Annotated in this window: 24 protein-coding genes and 1 tRNA gene; 10 read left to right on the forward strand and 15 right to left on the reverse strand. The window is 61.1% G+C overall.

Features of this window, described 5'->3' with window-relative positions:
- Positions 1-113 precede the first annotated feature (113 nt).
- Positions 114-635, forward strand: coding sequence for a MerR family transcriptional regulator (locus BLW55_RS00200; protein WP_007007937.1), 522 nt, complete (start codon positions 114-116; stop codon positions 633-635).
- Between the two features lie 123 nt (positions 636-758).
- A tRNA-Pro gene (locus BLW55_RS00205) sits at positions 759-835 on the forward strand.
- Positions 836-959: 124 nt separating this feature from the next.
- Here the strand turns inward: BLW55_RS00205 and BLW55_RS00210 are convergent.
- Positions 960-1,406, reverse strand: a complete 447-nt coding sequence (locus tag BLW55_RS00210; RefSeq protein ID WP_025031203.1) for an Lrp/AsnC family transcriptional regulator — start codon at positions 1,404-1,406, stop codon at positions 960-962.
- A 132-nt stretch (positions 1,407-1,538) separates the two neighbouring features.
- On the opposite strand from BLW55_RS00210, the gene BLW55_RS00215 reads away from it, so the two are divergent.
- Positions 1,539-2,159 (forward strand): LysE family translocator, encoded by a 621-nt coding sequence (locus BLW55_RS00215; RefSeq protein ID WP_090329833.1) that lies wholly within the window; start codon positions 1,539-1,541, stop codon positions 2,157-2,159.
- Between the two features lie 137 nt (positions 2,160-2,296).
- Here BLW55_RS00215 and BLW55_RS00220 read toward each other — a convergent pair whose 3' ends face one another.
- The 4 genes from BLW55_RS00220 to BLW55_RS00235 all read right to left on the reverse strand — a co-directional run bounded on the left by BLW55_RS00220 (position 2,297) and on the right by BLW55_RS00235 (position 6,922).
- Complete coding sequence (locus BLW55_RS00220) at positions 2,297-3,556, reverse strand: O-antigen ligase family protein (RefSeq protein WP_090325833.1); 1,260 nt, start codon at positions 3,554-3,556, stop codon at positions 2,297-2,299.
- Complete coding sequence (locus tag BLW55_RS00225) at positions 3,553-5,088, reverse strand: undecaprenyl-phosphate glucose phosphotransferase (protein ID WP_090325836.1); 1,536 nt, start codon at positions 5,086-5,088, stop codon at positions 3,553-3,555. Before BLW55_RS00225 ends, BLW55_RS00220 begins: the two co-directional genes overlap by 4 nt.
- A gap of 99 nt (positions 5,089-5,187) precedes the next feature.
- Positions 5,188-6,330 carry a glycosyltransferase family 4 protein gene (locus BLW55_RS00230; RefSeq protein WP_040664981.1) on the reverse strand — a complete coding sequence of 381 codons (1,143 nt, stop codon included), beginning with the start codon at positions 6,328-6,330 and terminating at the stop codon, positions 5,188-5,190.
- A gap of 28 nt (positions 6,331-6,358) precedes the next feature.
- Positions 6,359-6,922: a polysaccharide biosynthesis/export family protein gene (locus BLW55_RS00235; RefSeq protein ID WP_007007931.1), complete on the reverse strand. Its 564-nt coding sequence runs from the start codon at positions 6,920-6,922 to the stop codon at positions 6,359-6,361.
- Positions 6,923-7,158: 236 nt separating this feature from the next.
- Here BLW55_RS00235 and BLW55_RS00240 point away from each other — a divergent pair, with 236 nt between their 5' ends.
- The gene (locus tag BLW55_RS00240; RefSeq protein WP_090325838.1) at positions 7,159-9,327 is read left to right on the forward strand and encodes a GumC family protein; all 2,169 of its coding nucleotides are present in this window, start codon (positions 7,159-7,161) and stop codon (positions 9,325-9,327) included.
- A gap of 32 nt (positions 9,328-9,359) precedes the next feature.
- On the opposite strand, the gene BLW55_RS00245 is transcribed toward BLW55_RS00240, so the two are convergent.
- Positions 9,360-10,544, reverse strand: a complete 1,185-nt coding sequence (locus BLW55_RS00245; RefSeq protein WP_007007929.1) for a GNAT family N-acetyltransferase — start codon at positions 10,542-10,544, stop codon at positions 9,360-9,362.
- Positions 10,545-10,625: 81 nt separating this feature from the next.
- The gene (locus tag BLW55_RS00250) at positions 10,626-10,841 is read right to left on the reverse strand and encodes a DUF2842 domain-containing protein (protein WP_007007928.1); all 216 of its coding nucleotides are present in this window, start codon (positions 10,839-10,841) and stop codon (positions 10,626-10,628) included.
- A gap of 167 nt (positions 10,842-11,008) precedes the next feature.
- On the opposite strand from BLW55_RS00250, the gene BLW55_RS00255 reads away from it, so the two are divergent.
- Entirely contained in the window at positions 11,009-12,127 is a 1,119-nt protein-coding gene (locus BLW55_RS00255; protein ID WP_090329834.1) for a COX15/CtaA family protein, read from the forward strand.
- A gap of 72 nt (positions 12,128-12,199) precedes the next feature.
- On the opposite strand, the gene argC is transcribed toward BLW55_RS00255, so the two are convergent.
- From argC to BLW55_RS00280, 5 genes are all read right to left on the reverse strand, one after another.
- A complete protein-coding gene (gene argC, locus BLW55_RS00260) occupies positions 12,200-13,129 on the reverse strand; it encodes an N-acetyl-gamma-glutamyl-phosphate reductase (RefSeq protein ID WP_090325841.1) in 930 nt (309 codons plus the stop codon).
- Positions 13,130-13,219: 90 nt separating this feature from the next.
- The gene (gene speB / locus BLW55_RS00265; RefSeq protein WP_007007925.1) at positions 13,220-14,167 is read right to left on the reverse strand and encodes an agmatinase; all 948 of its coding nucleotides are present in this window, start codon (positions 14,165-14,167) and stop codon (positions 13,220-13,222) included.
- 104 nt (positions 14,168-14,271) lie between these two features.
- Complete coding sequence (rpsI, locus tag BLW55_RS00270) at positions 14,272-14,754, reverse strand: 30S ribosomal protein S9 (RefSeq protein ID WP_007007924.1); 483 nt, start codon at positions 14,752-14,754, stop codon at positions 14,272-14,274.
- Positions 14,754-15,218: a 50S ribosomal protein L13 gene (gene rplM, locus BLW55_RS00275; RefSeq protein WP_007007923.1), complete on the reverse strand. Its 465-nt coding sequence runs from the start codon at positions 15,216-15,218 to the stop codon at positions 14,754-14,756. The genes rpsI and rplM overlap by 1 nt, the downstream gene beginning before the upstream one ends.
- 279 nt (positions 15,219-15,497) lie before the next feature.
- On the reverse strand, positions 15,498-15,962 hold the full coding sequence (locus BLW55_RS00280) for a PaaI family thioesterase (protein ID WP_090325844.1): 465 nt from the start codon (positions 15,960-15,962) through the stop codon (positions 15,498-15,500).
- A gap of 134 nt (positions 15,963-16,096) precedes the next feature.
- On the opposite strand from BLW55_RS00280, the gene BLW55_RS00285 reads away from it, so the two are divergent.
- Positions 16,097-16,915 carry an enoyl-CoA hydratase gene (locus BLW55_RS00285; protein WP_090325847.1) on the forward strand — a complete coding sequence of 273 codons (819 nt, stop codon included), beginning with the start codon at positions 16,097-16,099 and terminating at the stop codon, positions 16,913-16,915.
- A gap of 59 nt (positions 16,916-16,974) precedes the next feature.
- On the opposite strand, the gene BLW55_RS00290 is transcribed toward BLW55_RS00285, so the two are convergent.
- On the reverse strand, positions 16,975-17,259 hold the full coding sequence (locus tag BLW55_RS00290; RefSeq protein ID WP_007007920.1) for a hypothetical protein: 285 nt from the start codon (positions 17,257-17,259) through the stop codon (positions 16,975-16,977).
- Positions 17,260-17,493: 234 nt separating this feature from the next.
- A complete protein-coding gene (locus BLW55_RS00295; RefSeq protein WP_090325849.1) occupies positions 17,494-17,826 on the reverse strand; it encodes a hypothetical protein in 333 nt (110 codons plus the stop codon).
- Positions 17,827-18,265: 439 nt separating this feature from the next.
- On the opposite strand from BLW55_RS00295, the gene BLW55_RS00300 reads away from it, so the two are divergent.
- Both BLW55_RS00300 and BLW55_RS00305 read left to right on the forward strand, forming a co-directional pair.
- The gene (locus BLW55_RS00300) at positions 18,266-18,787 is read left to right on the forward strand and encodes a CoA-binding protein (protein WP_090325852.1); all 522 of its coding nucleotides are present in this window, start codon (positions 18,266-18,268) and stop codon (positions 18,785-18,787) included.
- Positions 18,788-18,888: 101 nt separating this feature from the next.
- Positions 18,889-20,172, forward strand: coding sequence for an O-acetylhomoserine aminocarboxypropyltransferase (locus BLW55_RS00305; RefSeq protein WP_090325855.1), 1,284 nt, complete (start codon positions 18,889-18,891; stop codon positions 20,170-20,172).
- A gap of 82 nt (positions 20,173-20,254) precedes the next feature.
- Here the strand turns inward: BLW55_RS00305 and BLW55_RS00310 are convergent, their stop codons facing one another.
- Complete coding sequence (locus BLW55_RS00310; RefSeq protein ID WP_177174991.1) at positions 20,255-21,505, reverse strand: cytochrome P450; 1,251 nt, start codon at positions 21,503-21,505, stop codon at positions 20,255-20,257.
- A gap of 213 nt (positions 21,506-21,718) precedes the next feature.
- Between BLW55_RS00310 and BLW55_RS00315 the strand changes: the two genes are divergently transcribed.
- Both BLW55_RS00315 and clpX read left to right on the forward strand, forming a co-directional pair.
- The gene (locus BLW55_RS00315) at positions 21,719-22,351 is read left to right on the forward strand and encodes an ATP-dependent Clp protease proteolytic subunit (RefSeq protein WP_007007914.1); all 633 of its coding nucleotides are present in this window, start codon (positions 21,719-21,721) and stop codon (positions 22,349-22,351) included.
- A 319-nt stretch (positions 22,352-22,670) separates the two neighbouring features.
- The gene (gene clpX / locus BLW55_RS00320; protein ID WP_007007913.1) at positions 22,671-23,945 is read left to right on the forward strand and encodes an ATP-dependent Clp protease ATP-binding subunit ClpX; all 1,275 of its coding nucleotides are present in this window, start codon (positions 22,671-22,673) and stop codon (positions 23,943-23,945) included.
- The last annotated feature ends 263 nt before the right edge of the window (positions 23,946-24,208 follow it).

Raw genomic sequence — 24,208 nt, forward strand, 5'->3', positions numbered from 1 at the left:
GGTTTACACTCACGAATCGATGGGCGTTGCCTCACGCGGCTTATGCCGTGCGCAGGTCGCCCGGTTCGAACGGGTGACGGCGTAGTGCGCCGGCCTGCAGGAGATGCACGATCATGGACAAGAGCCCCGACGCCTTCCGCACAATCAGCGAAGCGGCTGAAGAGCTGGACCTGCCGCAGCATGTGCTGCGCTTCTGGGAGACCCGGTTTTCGCAGATCAAGCCGCTGAAACGAGGCGGCGGCCGCCGCTATTACCGGCCGCAGGACATCGACCTGATCAAGGGCATCCGCCACATGCTCTATGACCAGGGATACACGATCAAAGGCGTGCAGAAGCTTTTGCGTGAGAACGGCAACCAGTTCGTCGTGGCGATCGGCCGGGGTGATGTGGCCGCCGTTGAGGCCATTGCGCAGAGCCACCAGGCTGAGGCCGAGAAGACTGCCTCCGAAGAGGAGGTTCTGGTGGGAACGCCGAAGGCGAGGCCAAGCAAGCGCTTTTTCGGTCTCGGCCGTGGCGAGCAGGAGGGACCTGTCACCGCTGATGCGGCAAGCCTTTCACGCGACAACAGGGCGCTTCTGCAGGAGGCGCTGTTCGATCTTCTGGAATGCAAGCGCCTGCTCGACCAGGTGCGTTAAGCCGTTCTTGCCGGGTCGGAAGAGGGGGCTTGTTGAAAGTCAGCGCTCGTGCCGGCTTTTTACCATTGAATTGTTTTTAGGCCTTGCGCGTGCGATGCGGAAACTATATCCCTTGCGCCGGTTCGGAGCGTAGCGCAGCCCGGTAGCGCACTTGACTGGGGGTCAAGGGGTCGTGGGTTCGAATCCCGCCGCTCCGACCATTTTTTCTAAACATTACAGCATGTTGCAGCGTCTATCATCTGACGTCGCGGCCTGCTGGTTTGCAGGTTTCTGCTTAATTTTCAGGTCTAAGCCTGTCTCTGACTTGGCCGTGAATGCTTCACCTCATGCAGGCGGTGGAGGGCGCATGCGTACGGGGCTTGATTTCACGACTGACGTTTGTGTGGAGGCGTGGGCGGAGAATGCCTCCAATACTTCATCGAGCTCGGAAATATCCTTGAGCAGGATACGCGCGACGAAAGCGTCCTCACCAGTCACCTTGTCGCACTGCACGATGCGATCTGTCATGACGATCATTTCGGAAAGCAGGTGAACCTTTCCCGGAAATGGTTTGAACCTCACAATCGCCTCAAGCGTATAGCCGAGCGCCTTGGCCGACAGTTCGGCGACAAAACCCTGAATCACTCCCATATCCTGAAGGCGCCGAACGCGATCCCGCACCGTTGGGGCCGATACGCCAGTCAACGACGCGAGTTCGCGCCAGCTGAGCCTCGCATCCCGGCACAGCGCACGCAAAAGCATGAGGTCGAGTTTGTCGAATGAATCTTCCATTCTGAATGAATAGCAGAGGGGAGCTTCCGTTTCTAAGGAAATTTTCCCGAAACATCTTTATAGCAGCGGACAATCCCGCCTGGCCTCTTTGCTAAATTGATGCGCAATTTCTGCAATTCGGAGCATCAAGTCATGGTCTGGGCTGTCTGGTTGTCCTTTGCGACGATATCGGCTGCAAACATCGTAACACCTGGTCCCGCGAACCTGAATACACTGAGAAGGGCGCTGCAATTGGGTTTCCTGCCCGTCCTTCCGACAATTTTCGGCAATGCGTTGGGGCTTGCCGTGGGAGGGGCGCTGTGCGCGTGGGGTGTTTCCGCGTTTGTAATCACGTCCGATATTCTATGGGCCGCTTTCCGGTGGGTCGGAACCGGCTATCTTGCCTGGCTCGGAACGAAACTGATTGTCCGGCGTGAACGCATCGCCCGACCTGGCAAACTCGACTGTCCTGTTCGCGCAGGTGCGCTTTTTCGGGAAGCATTGCTGCTTGCTGTCACCAACCCGAAAGCTCTTTTGTTCTACGCGGCGCTCTTCCCGCAGGTGCTTGATCCAGAAAGGGCGTTGCTGCAGCAGTCGGCCTTGCTGGTCTTCACCTACTGTGCTTTGTCGGTCGTTTCTCTCAGCGTCTATGCACTCATGGCGAACCATGTTCGGGAGCGTTGTCTGACGCAGGGCCGGTATGATGTGTTTCAGATCGTGTCGGGCGTCGTTCTTTTGGGCTTTGCCTGCATGCTGGCGCTGTCGGGCGCTTGACGCAGGATGTCGGCCCGGCAGGTGGAGGTGATCGCTTCGGAGTGGTTCATCGCTCCAAAGAAACGCCGTTCCGCTCCATCTCGTTGTTTTCCGCATTTATGCGGACGTGAGGTGAAGCCTCCTGACTGCAAAATGTTTTAGCCCAAGGGCAGGTTCCGATAGCGCTTTGCCATCCATCGCTGCTCCAGCGCGATCATCCCCCAAAGCAGACCAAGCAGGAGATAGAAATGACGCCAGTGATCGGTGTCGATCACCGTGCCGAGCGCCAGATGACCAACGAAGACGATGTAGACGCAGATCAGATAGGGCTGCCAAGGGCGGCGGCGGAAGAGGATGCGGAAACCTGCCGCAAGCGACCACAGGATCAGCGTGAGATAAGCTGCGAAACCCAGCCAGGAATAATCGAGCAGCGTCTTCAGCCAGATATTGTACGTGTCCTCACCGAGAATCTGGCCGAATTGGAGGGGGCCGATGCCGAGCGGATGTTCTGTGGCCCAGCCGAAACCGATGCCGAAACGTGCGAAGCGGCCAAGGCGGGCACTGTCGTAATCCTGCACGAGCTGAGCGCGCTGGGTGAAGAGTTCCGATACGGCGGGAATCTGAAGCGCGAGAATGAGGGCAAGCGCGATGCCGGCAACCGCCAGAAGCGCGGTGACGGCGATGCGCAGCTGCGCGGTGGCAGTTCCGGCATTGAGAAAGACGACAAGCACCAGAAGGCTCGAGGTCAAGACGAGGAGGCCCCACGCGCCGCGCGAAAAGGAAAAGAAAATGCCACCCGTAACGATGAGAAGCAGCGGCGCGGCAAGAAAGGCAATTCCCGGGCGCGCCGTCAGAATCAGGTAGAGAAGATAGATCGCCGGTAGTGTCAGGAACGGACCAAACACGTTCGGGTCCTCGAAAACGCCGGCGGCGCGCCCGAATTTGGTGAACATCGCAGCGCCCGGAAAGGCGTTGAAGTAACCGAGAATTCCAAACAGCGCCGTGATCGCGGCGGCGGCCACCCAGGCGCGGAAAACAACCGAAAGCAGCTCGGCCTCCGCCTCGACGATCGCGGCGAAGAACACGGATGTGAGCGCCAGAAACAGAGAGACCGCGATATAGAGCGGGATCGTGCCGAGATCGGCCAGCTGCGAGAGCGATATGAGGCCGCCGATATTGAAGGCGATGAGCAGCGCCAGAAGCGGTGCGACACGCCGCGATATCCTGAGGCCCGCAAGCGCCCAGACGGCGATGAGGCCGACCATGTAGAGTTCATAGGGGGCCGGTTCACGGATAACGAAGCCGGACAGGAAAACGCCAAGACCGATCGCCGCCAGCTTCACGAGTGAAACCAGCTTGGCGTCAACGGCGGCGCGGGGCAGGCCCGGCGGCGGTCTATCGTAGGCGAGCAGGCTCAATAGGCGTTTTCCGTGTTGAACAGGCTGATCGGTGTCAGGAACAGGATCTTGAGATCGAGCCAGAGCGACCAGTTCTCGATGTAGTAAAGGTCGTATTCCGTGCGTTTGCGGATTTTTTCGTCCGTGTCGATCTCGCCGCGCCAGCCATTGATCTGCGCCCAGCCGGTGACGCCCGGCTTGACCTTGTGACGGGCGAAGTAACCGTCGACGACTTCTTCATAGAGACGATTGTGGGTTTGCGCCGTTACCGCATGCGGCCGTGGACCGACAAGGGAGAGGCTGCCAAACAGCGCGTTGAAGAACTGCGGCAGCTCGTCAATGGAGGTCTTGCGGATGATGCGGCCGACACGGGTAACGCGCGGGTCGTTCTTGGTGACTGCCGCCTTCGCGGTCGGGTCGCATTGCTCGACATACATGGAACGGAACTTCAGGACTTCGATCGGTTCGTTGTTGAAGCCGTGCCGCAACTGCTTGAAGAGCACGGGGCCCCTGCTGTCGAGCTTGATGGCGATGGCCGTCGCAAGCATGATCGGTGAAAAGACGATGATGCCGATCAGGCTGAAGAGGATGTCAAAACCCCGCTTGGCAACCGAATCCCAGTCGTTGATGGGCCGGTCGAAAATGTCGAGCATCGGCACCGAGCCGATATAGGAATAGGCGCGGGGCCGGAAGCGCAGATGGTTGGCGTGGGCCGACAGCCGAATGTCGACCGGCAGCACCCAGAGCTTCGAGAGGAGCGATAGAACACGCTTTTCAGCCGAAATCGGGAGCGCGACGATCAGCATGTCGATACGGGCGATGCGGGTGAACTCCACCAGCTCGGTGATGGTGCCGAGCTTGGGATAGCCGGCGACGACGGGCGGCGAACGCAGGTCGTCGCGGTCGTCGAACAGACCGCAGATGCGAATGTCGTTGTAGGGCTGCTGCTCGATCGAGCGGATGAGCTGTTCGGCATTGGAGCCGCCACCGACGATGACCGCGCGGCGCTCGATCGTGCCATTGCGAGCCCAGCGGCGCAGGAGCTGCGACATGGTGATGCGCAGCACAAGAAGCGCTCCAAACCCGCACACGAACCAGGAACCGAGCCAGACGCGCGAGAAGCTGTCGGAGATTTTCAGGAAGAAGCCCGTCAGGGCCAGGGCTGCGAACGTCGCCATCCACGCAACCAGCACTCGCCCCATCGAGCCGGTCGGGTTACGCAGTGCGCGCATCTGGTAGCAGCTTGTGAACTCGCAAAGCACGATCATGAGAACCGAGCCGCCACCGATGACGGTCATGTAGTGCCAGAAGAGAACCGGTGAAAGGCCGACATAGAGCGTGTAGAGAACGAAGCCGCTCAAGAGCAGCATGGAGAACTCCACCAGACGCATGACGCCGAGAACCATGACCGGCGACATGGTTTCGCGCTTGTATTGCTGTGCGACCTGCCAGGCGATGGGATTGAGCCTGCTTTGCTCGTCTCCCGCCTTCAGCATGCCCGGCTTTCGTGGTGCCCTCGACGTCTGGAGCCGCTTCGGGTCGATCTGGTTCATGAACGGCAATGCCCCCTGACTTTTGCGATCGCAACATAAGTGGGAGGGGCTAAGATTCTGTTTCAGGCAACGGGTTGCCGGAAATGCTCGTTTTCTTGCTTAACGATTTGCTTTCAGGCTGGCGCGGTAGGCAGTCTCTATGGCTGCGGCCATGACGTCCGCACCGAAGCGCATACGAAGATCATCGAGCGACGGCATGATCGCGTGAAAGGCTGCGTGATCGGATAATGCCAGGTGCATTTTCGCGGCAATGGCTTCGCAGTCCGGTTGCGTGAGGGCAGGGGAATCCTCGCCGAATATCTCTGGAATTCCGCCCACCGAACTGGCGATCAGCGTGCGGCCTGCCGCCAGTGCCTCCAGCACGATATAGGGCATGGCCTCGGCGCGAGAGGGCACAACCATGATTCGTGCCAGTGAAAACGCATCGCGGGCGGGCATGGCCGGCAGGAAGCGGATGCGGTCGCCAAATCCAAGATCCTGCGCCTGGCGCTTATAACGACCGAGATCGTCGCCATCTCCAACCATGACGGCGGTGAGGCTGCGATCAAGCGATTTCTCCGCCAGCGCCAGCGCATCGATGAAGAGGTCGGGACCTTTCAGGTCGCGCATCATGCCGATGTAGAGGAAATCTGCCGCGCCCGGCATTGTTCGGACCGGGGTGAATTCGTCAGCGGTCAGGCCGTTATAGACGAGCGTGAAGGGCGCGCGCGGAAGGCCGACCTTCTGCTCGAATGTGCGCCGCTCGTAGTCCGAAACGAACAGGATGTGATCGGTCAGGCGATCCATCATGCGCTCGATCGAGAAGAAGAAGCGACCGGTGGCGGTCTCGGCGGCGTAGTGCAGGCTGCCGCCGTGGGGAGAGTAGATGCGTGCGGGCTTCTGGCCGGACAATCGCATCAGGGAGCCGAAGACGCGCGCGTAGACGCCGCCCTTGGCGCCGTGACCGTGAAGGACGTCGGGACGCATCCCGCGTACGACGCCATAGGCGCGCCGCGCAGCGGTCAGATCGCCAAGTCCTATATGACGCTGCATGGGCGTCCGCTTCACCCCCAGCGAAAGACGCGGTTCCAGTTCCGCGATGAGGTTCGCCTCATACGTCCCGCCGGTGGTGGAATCGCAGATTATGCCGACCTCGTGCCCGGCGGCACGCTGCGCATCGCACAAATCGCGAACATGGCGAAAAATTCCGCCAACGGGAGAGCGAAAACAGTGGACGATCCTCAGTTTTTCGCCGGTTGGCAAGGCCTCGGCCCTTATTGGAGGATGTGCTTCAGAACAGGCGTTCGCGGACATAGACCGTGTCACCGGGAAGCAGCGGATCGGACGTAACGACACGACCGGTCATGACCTTGCCGTTGATATCGCGTGTTATGTCGACATTGTTCTGGTTGGCGCGCGGGCTGAAACCGCCGGCGGCGGCCACGGCCTTTTGAACCGTCATGCCTGGAACATAGGAATACTGCCCGGGTGCTCCGACCTCACCCATCACGAAGACAGGGCGGTAGCGGTCGATCTCCACGGTTACATCCGGATCGCGCAGATAACCTTGCCTCAGCATGCCGGCAATGGACTGCTCAACCTGTTTTGAGGTCTTGCCGCGCGCAGGAACTGAACCGATCAGCGGAAATGCGATGTACCCGGCCTGGTCGACGCTATAGGTGTTGGTCAGGTTGTCCTGATCGAAAACGGTGACACGCAGCGAATCTCCGGCATCGAGCACATAGGGCTGGTAAAGTGCTTCGTGAAATGCCGCCGGCGCCGGGCGATATCCCGAACAGCCCGCAGCAAGGACGAAAGCTGCCAGCACTGGCAGGAGTTTGGCTGTTTTCATCATGACCGACTGCAAACCTCTGACGTCACCCAGTCCCGCCCGTGATCTGTCTGCGACATCTCCACGAAAGCAGGCACCATGCTCGTTTTATCCATCCGTTAGGGTTAATGTCGGGTAAAGCTGCGCCTTATACCCCCATAACGCGCATGCTTTTTCAATCTAGCGGAAGGCGCGAAGCTTTAACCGGCTGGTTACTATGCCCGTTTACCTTGGCGCCAAGCAGATTGGGAGCCAACTGGATGAACAGCGATCAGATCGCGCATGGTGACGTGGATGTCGACCTGGGCCGGCTTTTTGCCAGCGTCCGGCTAAAATGGCCACGCATTCTCTTCGCCGCGCTCGTCATCACGGGACTGGTTTTTGCGGTTACCTATACGGTGACGCCTCAATATCGCGCCCAGACAAGGCTGCTGATCGAGACACGCGAATCCATCTACACCCGCCCGCAGGGTGTGAATGACGGCGACCGTCCGATTCTCGACGGTGAGGGGGTGGCAAGCCAGGTTGAGCTCATCACCTCCACCGAAATTCTCACGCGCGTGGCCGAGGATTTCAATCTCGCCAATCGCGGCGAATTTGCCGGTGACGGTGGTTCCTTTCTGTCCGGTCTGCTTGTGATGGCCGGCCTCAAGAGTGCTCCGGTTGAAGGAACGGCGGAAGAAAAGGTTCTGCGCGCGTTCCGCGAGCGCCTGACCGTCTACCGTGTGGAGAATTCGCGCGTCATCGTCATCGAGTTTTCGTCGGAAGATCCCAAGCTCGCGGCTGAAATTCCCAATGCCGTGGCCGACGCATATGTGGCGGTGCAGAGCGATGCCAAGCTCCAGTCGAACACCAGTGCAACCCAGTGGCTCGAGCCGGAAATCCAGGATCTGCGCGAGCGCGTGAAGGAAGCGGAAGCGCGTGTCGCCGAATACCGGGCGCAGTCCGACCTTCTGCTTGGCCAGAACAACACCGTCTTGGCCACACAACAGCTTGCCGAACTGTCGAGCGAGCTTTCCCGCACGCGCGCGAACCGGTCTGCAGCGACGGCACAGGCCGCTTCGGTTCGCAGCGCGCTTCAAAGTGGCGCTTCGGTGGAAACGCTGCCCGAAGTCATGGCGTCGCCGCTCATCCAGCGCCTGCGCGAAAGACAGGTGGAGCTCAACGCACAGATCGCCGATCTCTCGACGACGCTGCTCGGCAATCATCCGCGCATTCGCGCGCTGCGGTCCCAGCTTGCCGATCTCGATGCGCAGATCCGGAGCGAAGCCAACAAGGTGCTCGCCGGGTTCGAGGCCGAGGCCGCGACGGCCGAGCGGCGTGAGGAAGAACTGAACGCAGAACTCAACCGCCTCAAAGCCGCATCCGCGGTTGCGGAAGAAGAACAGGTGGAACTGAGGGCTCTGGAACGCGAAGCCGCCGCCCAGCGCGAACTGCTCGAATCCTACCTGACGCGCTATCGTGAGGCCGCGTCGCGCAGCGACCGGAATTACCTGCCGGCGGATGTGCGCATTTTCTCGCGCGCCATCACGCCGAGCGAACCCTATTTCCCAAAAATCGTGCCGATCACGGTGGCAGCCTTTGTCGCGTCGCTTCTGATCATGGCCGTCATGACGCTCCTGCAGGAGCTTTTCAGCGGCCGCGCCATGCGCCCGACAGCCGGTGTCCCGGCTCCGGTCCCCGCGACGGCACGAATGCCGCGCGAAGAGCCGTTGGAGGAGGTCCGCACCGGTGAGCCGGAACTCACGGATGTGGATACCGAACGGGCGCATATTCCGGTCTTCGCCGAACGACCGGAGGTGCGGCAGGAGCCCGTGAAACCGGCGCGCTATGGCGAGATCGACATAGAACAGGCGTCGGAACGGCTGGTGGCGGGGGGCGCGGGCCGCGCCCTGTTCATCTCGCCGGAGGGCGATGAAGCGGCGGCCGCTTCGGTTCTGGTGGCGCGGGACGTGGCCGATTCCGGCCTGCGCGTTCTGCTGCTCGACCTCACCGCTTCAGGCGCTGCGTCGCTGCCGATGCTCGAAAGCGTCGCCTATGCCGGGATTACAAACCTTCTCGCCTCGGAAGCGCAGTTTGCCGATGTGATCCACACGGACCTCTTTTCCGAGTGCCACATCATTCCGGTCGGCACGGCCGATCCGAAACGCGCCATGCGGGCGGCAGACCGGCTGCCGATCATCATGGAATCCCTGTCGGCTGCCTATGATGTGGTGATTGTCGAGTGTGGTCCATCGGATGCCCGGGATATCCGGCGCCTCCTGTCGTCCGACACCGAGGTGCTGGTGAGCATGGTCGATCCGGAGGAGGGGGAGATGGCGGTCGAGATGCTCGACGACCTGCGTGAAAGCGGCGTCGATGCCCCGATCCTCGTTTCACCGGCTGGCCACCGCATGCCGCCGGCCCCGCCCGGCCGCGACGCGGCCTGAGCCTGGTGCCGCGACGCGGCCCGAGCCCCGGTTCAGCCGCGCAGCAGCGCCAGCCGGCGCCGGACCGCTTTCGCAATTGCCCAGAGCCTTGGATTGTTGTTGATCAGGTGCTTGGCTCGGGCGATGCCGCCGCGGGTCAGGGCAAGCGCGCGGCCTTTCGCCGTCAGGGGCACGAACGTGTCGAACTGGATGGTTTCCAGGTCGCACCACAACCGTTTGTAATATTCGTCGCCAACGCTGAAATCGTAGACCTTCAGTCCCTGTGAGCAGGCGCTCTCGATGTTCTCGTAAAACAGGAAGCGGCCCGGGCTAGCCTCGCTCAGCTCATCGTCGGCAAACGAGCTGAACTCGCAGATCAGGCGTTCGCCAACGCGGCTCGACCCGGTCACGGCGCGGAGCCTGCCGGCCACCTCCAGCCCGTGAAGCACAAAGCCCGGGTTCTGCATCTCCGCCGCATCGCCAAAGAGCGTACGGAAAGAGGCTTTTACGCGGTCAGGCGCGAAAACGTCCTGAACGCCCATCAGCGCGAAGCGGTGCGCCTTCATTTCAAAGAAGGCGTCCAGCATCGCCTCGGCCTCGGCACGTGAGCCCGCCAGACGGCGCTCATAGCCGCCCGCCGCCTCGAGCTTGCGCGCCTGCGAGCGATGCTGCTTGCGCTTCCGCTTTCCGCTGGAGCGTTCGAGAACCGCGTCGAAGCCGCCTTCGAGGTCGACGGCGAGCGAGACGTTGGGGCTGTCGCCGTGGGGCCAGCCAGAGAGCGGGTTGGTCTGATCTCCGCAATTGCGTACCTGCCGCTCGAGCACCAGCAGGTCGATATCCGGCCGGGCATGACGGATACCGTCGATCAGCATTTGAAGGTGTGAGCCGGGCAATCCGTCGCGAACCCTGCGGCTCAGTGCCGGGAAATTGCCATTGGCGTGGCGGTCGCCGATGAAGCGGGCAACGCCAAAGCGGCCCTGTCGGGCAACTTCGAGCGCCAGGCTCATCAGGTGGCCGTCCCCGTCGCAAAGCCGGGCGATGATGGGAGGGTGCAGTGCATGCCTCGCCCAGGCCGCCACCCAATCGGGGCTTTGAGCGGGCATGAAGCGGGCATCGCCGCAGTCTTCGCGATAGCGCTGCAGCGTTGCAGCGTCGGCGTCGCGGACCTCGACGCCGAGGCCTTCCTCAGCGTTGCTGCCGGTGGCAGACACCCGTTCTGGCTGCTTTGCAAACGTCATCTTTCATCGCAGTCGTCAAAGCCGCCCTTCTGGCAGCGTTGCATCTGAATACCGACAAAAGGTGAAAGAAAGATCGACGGATCAGGCGCCGCCCTCGGGCTTGCCGATCATCCAGCGGATGATGAACATCGCCGGGATAATCCACAGAAGACCGGACAGGAAGAAATACGCAAGGTGAACCAGCGGGCCGGATTCGGCCAGTTGCGCCACGGCGATCGCGGTCGAGAGGATGGCGTAGACGGCCACAAGCGCGACGAGCGCGACCATGCCGATGAATTTTCGAAGACGTACGGGCATGAAAAATACCTTTCGCGCGCTTCATAAAACGCGCGGAGACGCGATGCAATGACAGGCATCGCGCAGCGCGACGGCTTGTCGCGCAAAGGCCGGTTCGGCTTGCAAGTCAGGTGGCTTTGGTTCACCAACGGTCAACTTCCAAAATGACGATGGCTGACGCTGTGGATATGACCGCTTCCAGTGCTGCAAGGGTAGACGTCTCGCAGGAGACTCTTTTGCGCAACCGCAAATTTGTGCGCTTCTGGCTTTATTTCGTGCTTTTCACCCTGTTTGCGCTGGTGATCGTCGGTGGAGCGACCCGGCTGACGGAATCGGGCCTTTCCATCACCGAATGGAAGCCCATCCATGGCGTTATCCCGCCGCTGAGCGAGGCCGAATGGCAGGAGGAACTGGAGAAATACCGCCAGATTCCCGAATATCAGCAGATCAACAAGGGCATGAGCCTCGATGATTTCAAGACCATCTTCTGGTGGGAGTGGGCGCACCGGCTGCTGGCGCGGGGCGTCGGTTTCGTTTTTGCGCTGCCGCTGGCCTTTTTCTGGCTGACGGGGCGGCTCGAAAGCAGCCTGAAGCCGAAGCTTCTTGGCATTCTGGCGCTGGGTGGCCTGCAGGGCGCGGTCGGCTGGTGGATGGTCGCTTCCGGCCTGGTGGACCGGGTCGATGTGAGCCAGTACCGGCTCGCAACGCATCTCACCATTGCCTGCCTGATTTTTGCTGCCACCGCGCTCGTCGCGCGTGGCCTCGCGCCACACTCGGCGGGAAGGGCGGATGAGGGCATACGCCGCTTCGCCGGTTGGATGGTGGTAGCGGTCCTGTTCCAGATCTATCTTGGCGGCCTCGTTGCCGGCCTGCGTGCCGGCATGACCTACAACACCTGGCCGTTGATGGACGGTGCGCTGGTGCCGGGAGGTCTCTTCGCGCAGACGCCGGCCCTGATCAATTTCTTCGAGAACCCGAAGATGGTGCAGTTTGTGCACAGGCTGGGTGCCTATGCGCTGCTCGTTCTGGCGCTCTGGCAGATGGTGTTCGCGATCCGCCGCGCGCCGGGGACGACACATGCGCGCCGCACGATCCTCTTTGCGGTTCTGGTTCTGGCGCAGGCGGCCATCGGCATTGTGACACTCATCATGGTTGTGCCGATCGATGTAGCGCTGACCCATCAGGGCGTGGCGCTGGTGGTGCTCTTCTTCGCCTGTGCCCATTGGCGGGCAACGAAGGGGCCTTATCCTCTCCCTGAAGCGCCACGGCGCCGGCGCGACGAGGACGAGGTTTACGCCGCCGTGTGACCTCCACAGCCTGGCCAAAGAAAAAGGCGCGTCCGTCGGGGCGCGCCTTCATTTTTTGCCATGAGCCGAAGCTTAAAGTCCTTCCAGCATCAGATCCATGTTCTGCACGGCCGCGCCCGAAGCGCCCTTGCCGAGATTGTCGTAGACGGCGACAAGCAGAGCCTGCGCGCGGGCGTCGTTGGCAAAGACGTGCAGCGTCATCGTGTTGGTGTCGTTGTGGGTCTCGGGATCGATATCCGGCGTGCGTTCGATTGACGCGAGCGGGGCAACCTTCACCACACCGCCCTCAATGGCGCCATAATGGTCGGCGAGCGCTGTGTGGAGTTCCGCGCCTGACGGCACGCGGTCGAGATGGCCGAGCTGCAGGGGCAGGGCGGTCAGCATGCCCTGGGCAAAATTACCCACCGCCGGCTGCATCAGAGGCGTACCCGCGAGCCTTGCATAGGTTTGCAGCTCCGGCAGGTGCTTGTGATTGAGGGTCAGCCCGTAGGGCATGAAGCTTGGCGCATTGGCCCCTCTGGCCTCGTAATCCTCGATCATGGTGCGCCCGCCACCCGAATAGCCCGAAATGCCGTTGACAGTGACAGGCAGGTCGTCCGGCAGCAGCCCGGCACCGATCAGCGGACGCAGAAAGGCAATGGAACCCTGCGGCCAGCAACCGGGATTGGCAGCACGTTTGGCATTGCGGATCGCAGCGCTCTGCGCTTGGTCCATCTCGGCAAAGCCATAGACCCAGCCCTCGGCGACGCGATGGGCCGTGGAGGCATCGATGACGCGCGTCCTGTCATTGTCGATCAGCGAGACGCTTTCGCGTGCGGCGTCGTCCGGCAGGCACAGTATGGCGATGTCGGCGGCGTTGAGGAATTCCGCACGCGCTGCCGGATCTTTGCGCTTCTCGGCGGGGATGGAGATCACTTCGATGTCGCGGCGTTCGGCCAGACGTGCCCTGATCTGCAGGCCGGTGGTGCCGTGTTCGCCGTCGATGAAGATTTTCGCCGTCATGATGTCAGTCCTGAAAAAGAGTCGTATTTCAACTGGTTACACACGCGTTCGGAATCAATCCGTAAAGCGCCTGAATCGATGCTTCAGCTCTTATCGTCGCTTTTTCGCCGCGAGAAGGCCGAGATAGTGCATGGCGATGGTCGCCCCCGCGATGGCTGTCACATCCGCGTGGTCATAGGCAGGAGCCACCTCCACAATGTCCGCGCCGACAATCTCCAGCGCGCCGAGCTGGCGCAGCACCGAGAGCATTTTCGCGCTGGACGGGCCGCCGGCCACCGGCGTTCCGGTGCCCGGCGCGAAGGCTGGGTCGAGGCAGTCAATGTCGAAGGTGACATAGGCGGGGCGATGGCCGACGCGTGCGAGAATGGCTTCGGCGATCTCGCCGGCCTTCATTTCTTCCACGTCATAGCCGTGCAGGATGGCGATGCCGCAATCCTCCGGCGCGTGGGTGCGGATGCCGACCTGTATGGAGGCGGCCGGATCGATGACGCCGTCGCGCACCGCGCGCCCGACAAATGAACCATGATCGATCCGCCTGCCATCGTCGTGCCATGTGTCCTGATGCGCATCGAACTGGACGAGGGCGAGGGGCCCGTGCTTTGCCGCATGGGCTTTCAAAAGCGGCCAGGTGACGAAGTGATCGCCGCCGAGTGAGAGAAGGAATGCGCCGGATTTGAGAATTTTCGCAGCTTCCCGCTCGATCGTCGCCGGCGTCTTCTGATGATTGCCATAGTCGAGCAGGCAGTCGCCATAGTCGATGACAGACATCGTCTCGAACAGATCCGCGCCAAATGGGTATTGCGGGTCATTGTCGAAGATTGCCGAGGCGCGGCGGATCGCCTGCGGGCCGAAGCGCGCACCGGGGCGGTTGGAAACGGCCGCGTCGAACGGGATGCCCCATACCACGGCATCTGCACCCTTGAGCGATTTGGTGAATTTGCGGCGCATGAAGGAGAGCGCCCCCGCATAGGTGGGGTCGCTGGCAGCACCCGTCAGCGTGCGGGCGGTGAAAGCGTGGTCGATCGAGTTCGACGGCATGGGCTCCTCCTGTGGCGATCCAAATGGGTAGGGTCAAGCCAGAATCTGCGCAAGAAAAAAGCGGACCCGAAGGCCCGCTTTTCGTATCCGACAGTTCTGGAAGCTTAGCGCTTGGAGAACTGGAACGAGCGGCGAGCCTTTGCCCGGCCGTACTTCTTGCGCTCGACCACGCGGCTGTCGCGGGTCAGGAAGCCACCCTTCTTGAGCACGCCGCGCAGCGCCGGCTCGTAATGGGTCAGGGCCTTGGAGATGCCGTGACGAACAGCACCGGCCTGGCCGGACAGGCCGCCGCCGACAACGGTTGCGACGATGTCATACTGGCCGTTGCGGTCGGCAGCGACGATCGGCTGCTGCAGGATCATCTGCAGAACCGGGCGTGCAAAATATGCCTGGAACTCCTTGCCGTTGACGGTGATCTTGCCGGAGCCCGGCTTGACCCACACGCGGGCAATGGCGTTCTTGCGCTTGCCGGTGGCGTAAGCGCGGCCCTGGGCGTCCAGCTTCTGCACATGCACCGGAGCTTCCTGCTCGGCGGTCTGCGCAGCGGTTGCCGCACCCAGCTCTTCGAGGGAGTTGATTTCGGCCATTACTGGGCCCTCACATTCTTCTTGCTCATGGCGGCGACGTCGAGCGTCTCCGGGTTCTGGGCGGCGTGCGGATGCTCGGCGCCGGCATAGACGCGCAGATTCTTCATCTGGCGGCGGCCAAGCGGACCACGCGGGATCATGCGCTCAACGGCCTTCTCAAGCAGACGCTCGGGGAACCGGCCCTCGAGCAGCTGGCGCGCGGTGCGCTCCTTGATGCCGCCAGGGTGACCCGTGTGCCAGTAATATTTCTTGTCGGTATATTTCTTGCCGGTCAGCACAACCTTGTCGGCATTGATGATGATGACATTGTCGCCATCGTCAACATGCGGGGTGAAGGTGGGCTTGTGCTTGCCGCGGAGACGGTTTGCGACGATGGAAGCGAGACGGCCGACGACAACGCCTTCGGCGTCGATCAGGATCCACTTCTTCGTCACTTCCGCAGGCTTCTGCGAAAAGGTTTTCATGGGTCTTTTTCCACTTTCATGAACCCGGCCCAGAGGCAGGGCGTTTCTTGTTGCTTGTGTTTGACACTGTCAAAACCCGGCAGGCTCGGGCAATGCAAACCAATGCAGCACGTCAGTTAAGGTGCAGCGATGGTTACCTATAGGGGGGTGGGATGGACGTCAAGTGCAATATTTTGGGTGGCGTCATGAAAAAATCAATAAAAACAGAAGGTTGAAATTACGGTATCCAGATACCGCCATAAATCAGCGCTGCTTACCGCATTTCTGAGGCAGAACGGGTCATTCGGCGGGCGGGATGGAGTAGGTTCCGGTGGCGTGAGCGACGGTTTCGCCTGTATCGCCGGCCACCAGTTCGGCCTCGAAAACCATCAGCCGGCGGCCGAGTTTCAGAATGCGGCAATGGCCGTCCACCGTGCCGGGGCCGGCCTTGCGCATGAAGTTTATGTTGAGATTGGTGGTCACGGCGAGCGCCTTGCGGCCGATATGGGAGAGCGCACACACATAGCCGCCGATATCGGCCAGCGCAAAGAGAGACGGACCGGAAACCGTGTCGCCGGGACGCAGATGCCGGAACCCGGCCTCAAGCCGCACCGTACAGCCACCCGGAGAGACGTTAAGCGCGCGATAGTCGGGAACCTCACCGCTGCAGGCCTGCGGAAACACGTCGCGCAGATAGAGATTGACCTCCCCGGCGTCCATCACCGGCTGAAACGTGCTCGATCCGCTCTGGGCATCCATGAACATTGTCCTCCCATTCTTTTCCGGCTTTTCTGGCTGGCGCTTTGCGACGGCGGCCGGCAAAAGAGAGAATTGCCGGATTGCGGCAACAACACAAGCGGCTCTAAGGTGGCAGCGCATCTGACCCCGGGAGGAAGACCATGGCCGACGCGGCTGCAGTTCAGGAGACGATAGAGGCACCGGTTACGGTGAGCGAGGCGGGAGGGATCCTGCAGCTGACGCTTGCGAGCGCGCCTGCCAACGCGCTGTCGATCGCCATGATGGAGGCGCTGAAAGGCGCTCTCGAACGCGCCCGCGACGACGACGCGGTGCGTGTCATCGTTCTGCGCTCCGAAGGCAAGGTGTTTTGCGCGGGCCACGATCTGAAGGAACTGACGGCGCATCGGGCCGACGCCGACCGGGGCAGGGAATTCTTTGAAGAAACAATGCGTCTCTGCGCCGGCCTGATGCAGACCATCGTGCGTCATCCCAAGCCGGTGATTGCCGAGGTGAGCGGGGTCGCCACCGCCGCCGGCTGCCAGCTCGTCGCCTCCTGCGATCTGGCGGTGGCAGGCGAGGCGGCGCGGTTTGCCACGCCCGGCGTCAATATCGGCCTTTTCTGTTCCACGCCGATGGTGGCGCTGTCGCGGAATGTTTCGCGCAAACACGCCATGGAAATGTTGCTGACGGGAGAGATGATCGATGCGCAGACCGCGCTTTCGTTCGGTCTCGTCAACCGCGTGGTGCCGCAGGAAACCCTGAATCAAACTGCGATGAACTTCGCACAAACCATTGCTTCCAAATCACCTTTGACGCTCAAGATCGGCAAGGAGGCGTTTTACGCACAGGACGAAATGGCGCTGTCGCAGGCCTATGACTACACGGTCCGGGTGATGGTGGAGAACATGATGGCGCGGGACGCGGAAGAAGGCATTGGCGCCTTCATCGAGAAGCGTGCGCCTGAATGGAAGGGTAAATGAGATGTGCAGGCTGCGGGCGGTAGAAGCGCCACCCGCAGCGGGCACCGCCCCCGCCGGTGTCAATCATTGTTCCAGCATACATGCAGGGGACAGGCATCGGTATCGAGGGCGGGGACGCGCCGCACCTTCAGGGTATTGAAGGCCGCAGGGCATTCATTGAGGTTCGCGACGAACCGGTCATAGCGTTGGATGGACCCGCCATTGCCCGATGGATAGCGAAGGATGATGGATCCATGTTCCCTGATGGCTGCCTGGATCTGCTGGCAGGATTGACTGGCTGCCCATGTGCTGTTGCTTGGAAACAGCAAGACCATACCGACGATAACGACCAACAGCTTGCGCATAACTTCCCTTTCTGAGCATCGTTGCAGGACCGCGCCCCTCCGGTGAAACTGGGTGTTCTGGAGAGGCGCGGCGGGAAGTAGTGCCGCAGGTCATTTGACAATAAAAGCGGTTATAAACATAAATAAATAAAGGATTTTTTCTGTTCCTGAATATATCAATTCAGGGGCGATGGAGGCTTGCCCGAATGCGCAGTTTCGTCATGTGCGATGCCTCACCAGCGATGCCGCAGCGGATCAGTTCGAGAACACCCAGGGGCGCCGGAAAAGCCGCTCCTTTATCTCCGGCTTGCAACGCAGGACCGGACAGTGGGCGCGGTCCGCAGTGGGAATGGTGTCGCGCGCGCCGATATGGCCAACGGGGCAAAGTTGCTCGTTCGCCACATATCGGTCATAGCGCGGGAGGGTGGGGTTGTTGCGCGACTGGTAGCGCATGATCGCGGCGCCCTCGGAGGCGATCCTCGCTTGCACCTCGGCGCAGCTCATGGCAGTTGAGGTGTAACGGGATATAGCTTCGGCCGGGCTGGCGATGATGATCGCTCCGAAGGCCAGTGCTGCATATCTCAACATGTTCGACCCCTTTGATTATCGGCGGCTGCGCTGAGCGGAAACCTTATCATGAACTGCGTTTGCGCCGACAATGAGGTTGGCCGTGATTTTCGGGGCCGGCGCAGGCGACCATGCTGCTAGGGTCAGGACCCATTAATATGACCACAATGGCGATCGATAGACCAAGAGATGCAAGGAAAAGCCTGCAGAGCGGGGTCCTTCCCCCGGTCAAGGGGTTTGACGCGGCAGCTCGCCAGTCTATCGAACGTCCTTCGGATCGGCCTGATTTGCACGGGCTACTTTGTCGCAAGACCTTGAAAGAAATGAAGTCTTCCTGTGGTCTTGCTTCGCGTATCCGCACAAATCAGGCCGACCATTGTGGTCATATTAATGGGTCCTGACCCTAGTGGCACCGCGCGGCGCGGCTGGTGGTCTGACACCAAAGATTCCGGGAGCAACAATGAATCACGACAAGTACGACGACGCATACATCTCTAGTATTTTGAACACGGTGAAGACCGTTGCCATTGTCGGCGCGTCGGCCAATGAGGTGCGCCCGAGTTTCTTCGTGACGAAATATCTGATCGACAAGGGCTATACGGTGTTTCCCGTCAACCCGGGACAGGCGGGTAGGGAGATCGCCGGCCGCCCGGTCGTTGCCCGGCTCTCCGATCTGCCCGAGCCTGTCGACATGGTGGACATCTTCCGTCCCTCCGCAGCCATTCCCGGGGTGACGGATGAAATCCTGGCGATGGACCCGCTCCCCGGAGTTGTGTGGATGCAGCTTACAGTGCGCGACGACGCCTCGGCTGTCAGGCTGGAGGAAAAGGGTATCAGGGTGGTCATGGACCGCTGCCCGAAGATCGAATATGCGCGGCTTTCACGCGAAATCGGCTGGAACGGCGTCAACAGCCGGGTCATTTCCTCGAAAAAGCCCATCATGCGCAAAGGTTTTCAGAGTTTCGGCATTCGTCAGCGCTGATTTTTCAGGCGCGCGCCGCCAGCAGGGACAAAACGCCTTTTCCTGCGAGGGCGCGCTCTGTATTGATGCCTCACCGAATATTTGTTTATGGAGGAATAGTCATGAGTGAGCGTACGCCCGGTTTCGACACGCTGGCGGTGCATGCAGGAGCCCAGCCCGACCCGGCGACAGGCGCACGCGCCACGCCGATCTACCAGACCACCTCCTATGTCTTCGACGATGCGGACCACGCCGCGTCGCTGTTCGGCCTCAAGGCATTCGGCAATATCTACACCCGCATCATGAACCCGACCCAGGCTGTGCTTGAAGAGCGCGTCGCGGCCCTTGAGGGCGGCACGGCGGCGCTCGCCACGGCCTCGGGCCACGCCGCACAGCTTCTGACGTTCCACACGATCATGAAGCCGGGTGCGAATTTCATTGCGGCCAAAAAACTTTATGGCGGTTCGATCAACCAGTTCGGCCATGCCTTCAAGAATTTCGACTGGCATGTCCGCTGGGCCGATCCGGAGGATCTCGACAGTTTCGAAAGCCAGATCGACGACGACACGCAGGCGATCTTTGTGGAAAGCCTCGCCAATCCCGGCGGTACTTTTGTCGATCTGGAGAAGATCGGCGACATTGCCCGCAGGCACGGTCTGCCTTTCATCGTCGACAACACGATGGCCTCGCCCTACCTGCTGCGCCCCATTGAGCATGGCGCAGACATTGTCCTGCACTCGCTGACCAAGTTCATGGGCGGCCACGGCAATTCCGTCGGCGGTGTTCTGGTCGATGGCGGTACGTTCGACTGGTCGAAGTCGGGCAAATACCCGATGCTTTCCGAACCGCGTCCCGAATATGGCGGCATGGTGCTGCACGAGACCTTCGGCAATTTCGCCTTCGCGATTGCCGCCCGCGTGCTTGGCCTGCGCGATTTCGGCCCGGCCATCTCGCCCTTCAATGCATTCCAGATTCTCACCGGCATTGAGACGCTGGCGCTCCGCATGCAGCGCCACAGCGACAACGCGCTCAAGGTGGCCGAATGGCTGAAGGGCCATGACAAGGTGTCCTGGGTTTCCTATCCGGGCCTGCCCGGCGATCCCAATCACGGCCTCATGAAAAAATATTCGCCCAAGGGGGCGGGTGCTGTCTTCACCTTCGGCCTGAAAGACGGTTTCGATGCCGGCGTGAAAGTGGTGGAGAGCGTGGAACTCTTCTCGCATCTGGCCAATATCGGCGACACGAAATCCCTGATCATTCATCCGGCGTCCACCACGCATCGCCAGCTTTCCGACGAGCAGAAGGCTGTTGCTGGTGCCGGCGTCGATGTGATCCGCCTGTCGATCGGTATCGAGGACGTGGAAGACATCATCGCCGATCTGGAGCAGGCGCTGGCTCAGATCTGAACCGGCCATGTCTGACTGACCCATTCTGCGGCGCGGGCCTGTTGGCCCGCGCCGTTTCAGTTTGGCTTGAGACGGTGTCTCGTCACGAGCCTGCGTTCCAGCGGCAGTCGAGCCGCTCAAGCCCATGAAAATGATAGGTGTCGCCATAGGCCGGTGGTGCCTTCAGGGCGAGCGAGGGCAGGCGTTCGAACAGAACGCTCAATCCCACCTGCATTTCCAGTCGCGCCAGCGGCGCGCCGATGCAGAAATGGATGCCGGCGCCGAACGACACGTTTTTCTGGTCTCCGCGACCGGGCCGGAAACTGCGCGGGCATTCAAAGGCGCGCGGGTCACTGTTGGCCGCGCCCAGCATCAGCCCCACCGTTTCGCCGGGCTTCAGGGTGAGGCCTGCCGTGACCTCAACGGTCTCGTAGGCGTAGCGCGTGAACATATGCAGCGGCGGATCGTAGCGCAGGCATTCCTCGACCGCGGCAGCCGTCTCGGCCTCGGAGGTGAAGAAGCGGCGCGGGTCACCGCCCTGTGCAAGAATGGTGGAGATGGCATTGCCGAGCTGGTGCACGGTCGCTTCGTGCCCCGCATTCAGGAGCAGTATCGCCGACGAAACGAGTTCATCCTCGGAAAGCTGCTCGCCATCTTCTTTCGCGGCAATCAGAAGACTTAGCAGGTCATCGCCGGGGGACGCGCGCCGCTTCTCGGCGTAGGCGCGGATGAAGGCGGCGAAATCGCGTGCGGCCGCGTCGGCGCGGCGCTGGGTTTCCTCATCCGAGCCATGCATATACATGGCCACCATGCGGTGCGACCACTCGACCAGTTGCGGCCCCATTTCGCCCGGAACGCCAAGCATTTCCGTGATGATGACCAGCGGTATGGGCGTTGCGTAGGCAGCAAGTAGCTCCGCCTCGTGATCCCGTTCGAAGCCCGTGATGAGTTGATGGCAAAGTGCTTCGACGCGCGGGCGCAGGCGCTCCACCTGACGCGAAACGAAGGCGCGGTTGACGAGTTTTCTAAGCCGCGTGTGGACCGGCGGTTCCAGCTCCAGCATGGAGTTCGCTTCGACCGCGTCGAAATTGGCGAGATGCGTTCGGGCCGCGGGATCCGGCCTGCGCCCGTCGGGCTGCTGGCGCCCGAGGCGCCGGTCACGCAGCGCGCGATTGACGCCGTCATGATCGATAAGGCACCAGAAGCCATAGTTTTCCCAGAAGAAGGCCGGCCCCTGCGCGTGGAGAAACGCGTAGGCGTCATAAGGATTGCGAACGAATTCCGGCTGGTGCGGGTCGAGCTGGACGGATTTTCTCTCAGCATCGAAATGGAGATAGGCGGGCCTGATGTGCATTGTGGTGGCGATCCGGCTTCCAGAATGTGTGGTGTCGTGCGGCGCAGGTCGCCATTCATAACCGGCGAATCGGCGGCCGGCGACCATCTTGATAAGCGCTTGCTCTTGCGTCAGGGGAAGGGGGCATCCTATCTATCCCGTTGAACCAAACGATTCTGCCGCTTTGCGCGCGCCAGATTTGCGGCGTGCGACTTCCAACCGAAAGGTATTTTCATGCCGAATCCCGTCGATACCGCCATGAATCTGGTGCCCATGGTCGTCGAACAGACGAACCGGGGTGAACGGGCTTACGACATCTTCTCGCGTCTTCTCAAAGAGCGCATCATCTTCATCACCGGCCCGATCGAGGATGGCATGGCCTCGCTGGTCTGCGCGCAGCTTCTTTTTCTCGAGGCCGAAAATCCCAAGAAAGAGATCGCGCTCTACATCAACTCGCCGGGTGGTGTGGTGACCTCGGGCATGGCCATTTACGACACGATGCAGTTCATCCAGCCCCCTGTCTCCACGCTCTGCATCGGTCAGGCCGCGTCGATGGGCTCGCTGCTTCTTTGTGCGGGCCACAAGGACATGCGCCTTGCAACGCCCAATGCACGCATCATGGTGCATCAGCCTTCCGGTGGCTTCCAGGGGCAGGCGTCCGATATCGAACGCCACGCACAGGACATCATCAAGCTGAAACGCCGTCTGAACGAAGTCTACGTGAAACACACGGGGCAGGATTACGAGACGATCGAGAAGACGCTCGACCGCGATCACTTCATGACCTCGGACGAGGCGCTGTCTTTCGGCCTGATCGACAAGGTGGTCAGTTCGCGCGACGCGACTGAGAAAGCCTCTGATTCCTGATTCCCGATCAGGTATTCATCAACGGACGGCCCGGCCTGGTGCCGGGCGGCACGCGTTTCGCCCGCATTTGCGGTCGATTGCGTCAATTCTGTCACATTTTTGTGTTTGCAGCCGGTGTGTGAACGCCTACGTTAAGCCTATATTGAGTTTCCGAAGCCAAGGTCTGGACAGGGGCTCGGTATGGTTGCCGCGTTTTCGGATTTGTGTTTCGTTTCGAAGACAGAGCGTGGACCGCCTGGGGGCTATTCCGTCTTCGGGTGCCATGACCGCCCGGCAGGTACGGGGCGACATGCCGGTGGGTAGTGAAAGGACGTAAGACATGAGCAAGGCCAGCAACGGCAGCGGGGACTCCAAGAACACGCTGTACTGCTCCTTCTGCGGCAAGAGCCAGCACGAAGTCCGCAAACTGATTGCGGGACCGACTGTCTTCATCTGCGATGAGTGCGTTGAACTGTGCATGGACATCATCCGCGAGGAAAACAAATCCTCGATGGTGAAGTCGCGCGAGGGCGTGCCCACACCGCAGGAAATCATCGAAGTGCTCGACGATTATGTGATCGGCCAGGGGCATGCCAAGCGCGTGCTGTCCGTGGCGGTCCACAATCACTACAAGCGCCTTGCCCACGCCTCGAAGAATGCGGATGTGGAACTGGCCAAGTCGAACATCCTGCTGATCGGCCCGACGGGCTGCGGCAAGACATTGCTGGCGCAGACGCTGGCCCGCATCATCGACGTGCCCTTTACCATGGCCGATGCGACGACGCTTACCGAAGCCGGCTATGTGGGCGAGGATGTCGAGAACATCATTCTCAAGCTGTTGCAGTCAGCCGATTACAATGTCGAGCGGGCGCAGCGCGGCATCGTCTATATCGACGAAATCGACAAGATTTCGCGCAAGTCTGATAACCCGTCCATCACGCGTGACGTGTCGGGCGAAGGCGTGCAGCAGGCGCTTCTGAAGATCATGGAAGGCACGGTTGCTTCCGTCCCGCCGCAGGGCGGACGCAAGCACCCCCAGCAGGAGTTCCTGCAGGTGGACACGGCCAACATCCTCTTCATCTGCGGCGGCGCATTTGCCGGTCTCGACAGGATCATCTCCGACCGTGGCCGCAAGACGTCCATCGGCTTTGGCGCGACAGTGGCGTCGCCGGAGGATCGCCCGACGGGCGAACTGTTCCGCCAGGTTGAGCCGGAGGACCTTCTGAAATTCGGTCTCATCCCCGAATTCGTTGGCCGCCTCCCGGTGCTGGCGACGCTGGAAGACCTGGACGAGGCCGCTCTTGTGCAGATCCTGAGCGAACCGAAGAACGCCCTGGTCAAGCAGTATCAGCGTCTGTTCGACATGGAGAATGTGGAACTCACCTTCCATGAAAACGCGCTTGCCGCGATTGCCCGCAAGGCGATCGAGCGCAAGACGGGTGCCCGCGGACTGCGTTCTATCATGGAGGCGATCCTGCTCGACACCATGTTCGAACTACCGGCGCTGGAAGGCGTTCAGGAAGTTGTGATCTCCGACGAGGTCGTCGCCGGCAATGCCCGGCCGCTCTACATTTATGCAGAGCGCGAGCAGGAAAAGGGCAACGCCAGCGCCTGACGAATCACACTCGTCCGTAAGTGTTTGTGTTCATCTCTGCGTCACCGGGGCCCCGTTCCGGTGACGTTCGCGTTTTGCGGTGTTGATAACCACCAGATCGCCCCAATCGGGACGGCCAGAGGCTGCAGGCTGTGTGTCCGGTCCACGCATCCTGCCTAAGCCCTTGATCTTCTCGGTTCATGTCTCCAACTAAGGGAGGAGCAAAGGTGGGGTGGTTTCCATTCACGCATCGCGCAACAATGCGGTTGCTTCTGGTGGATAAC

The sequence above is a fragment of the Nitratireductor aquibiodomus genome (assembly GCF_900105565.1).
Taxonomy (GTDB): domain Bacteria; phylum Pseudomonadota; class Alphaproteobacteria; order Rhizobiales; family Rhizobiaceae; genus Nitratireductor; species Nitratireductor aquibiodomus.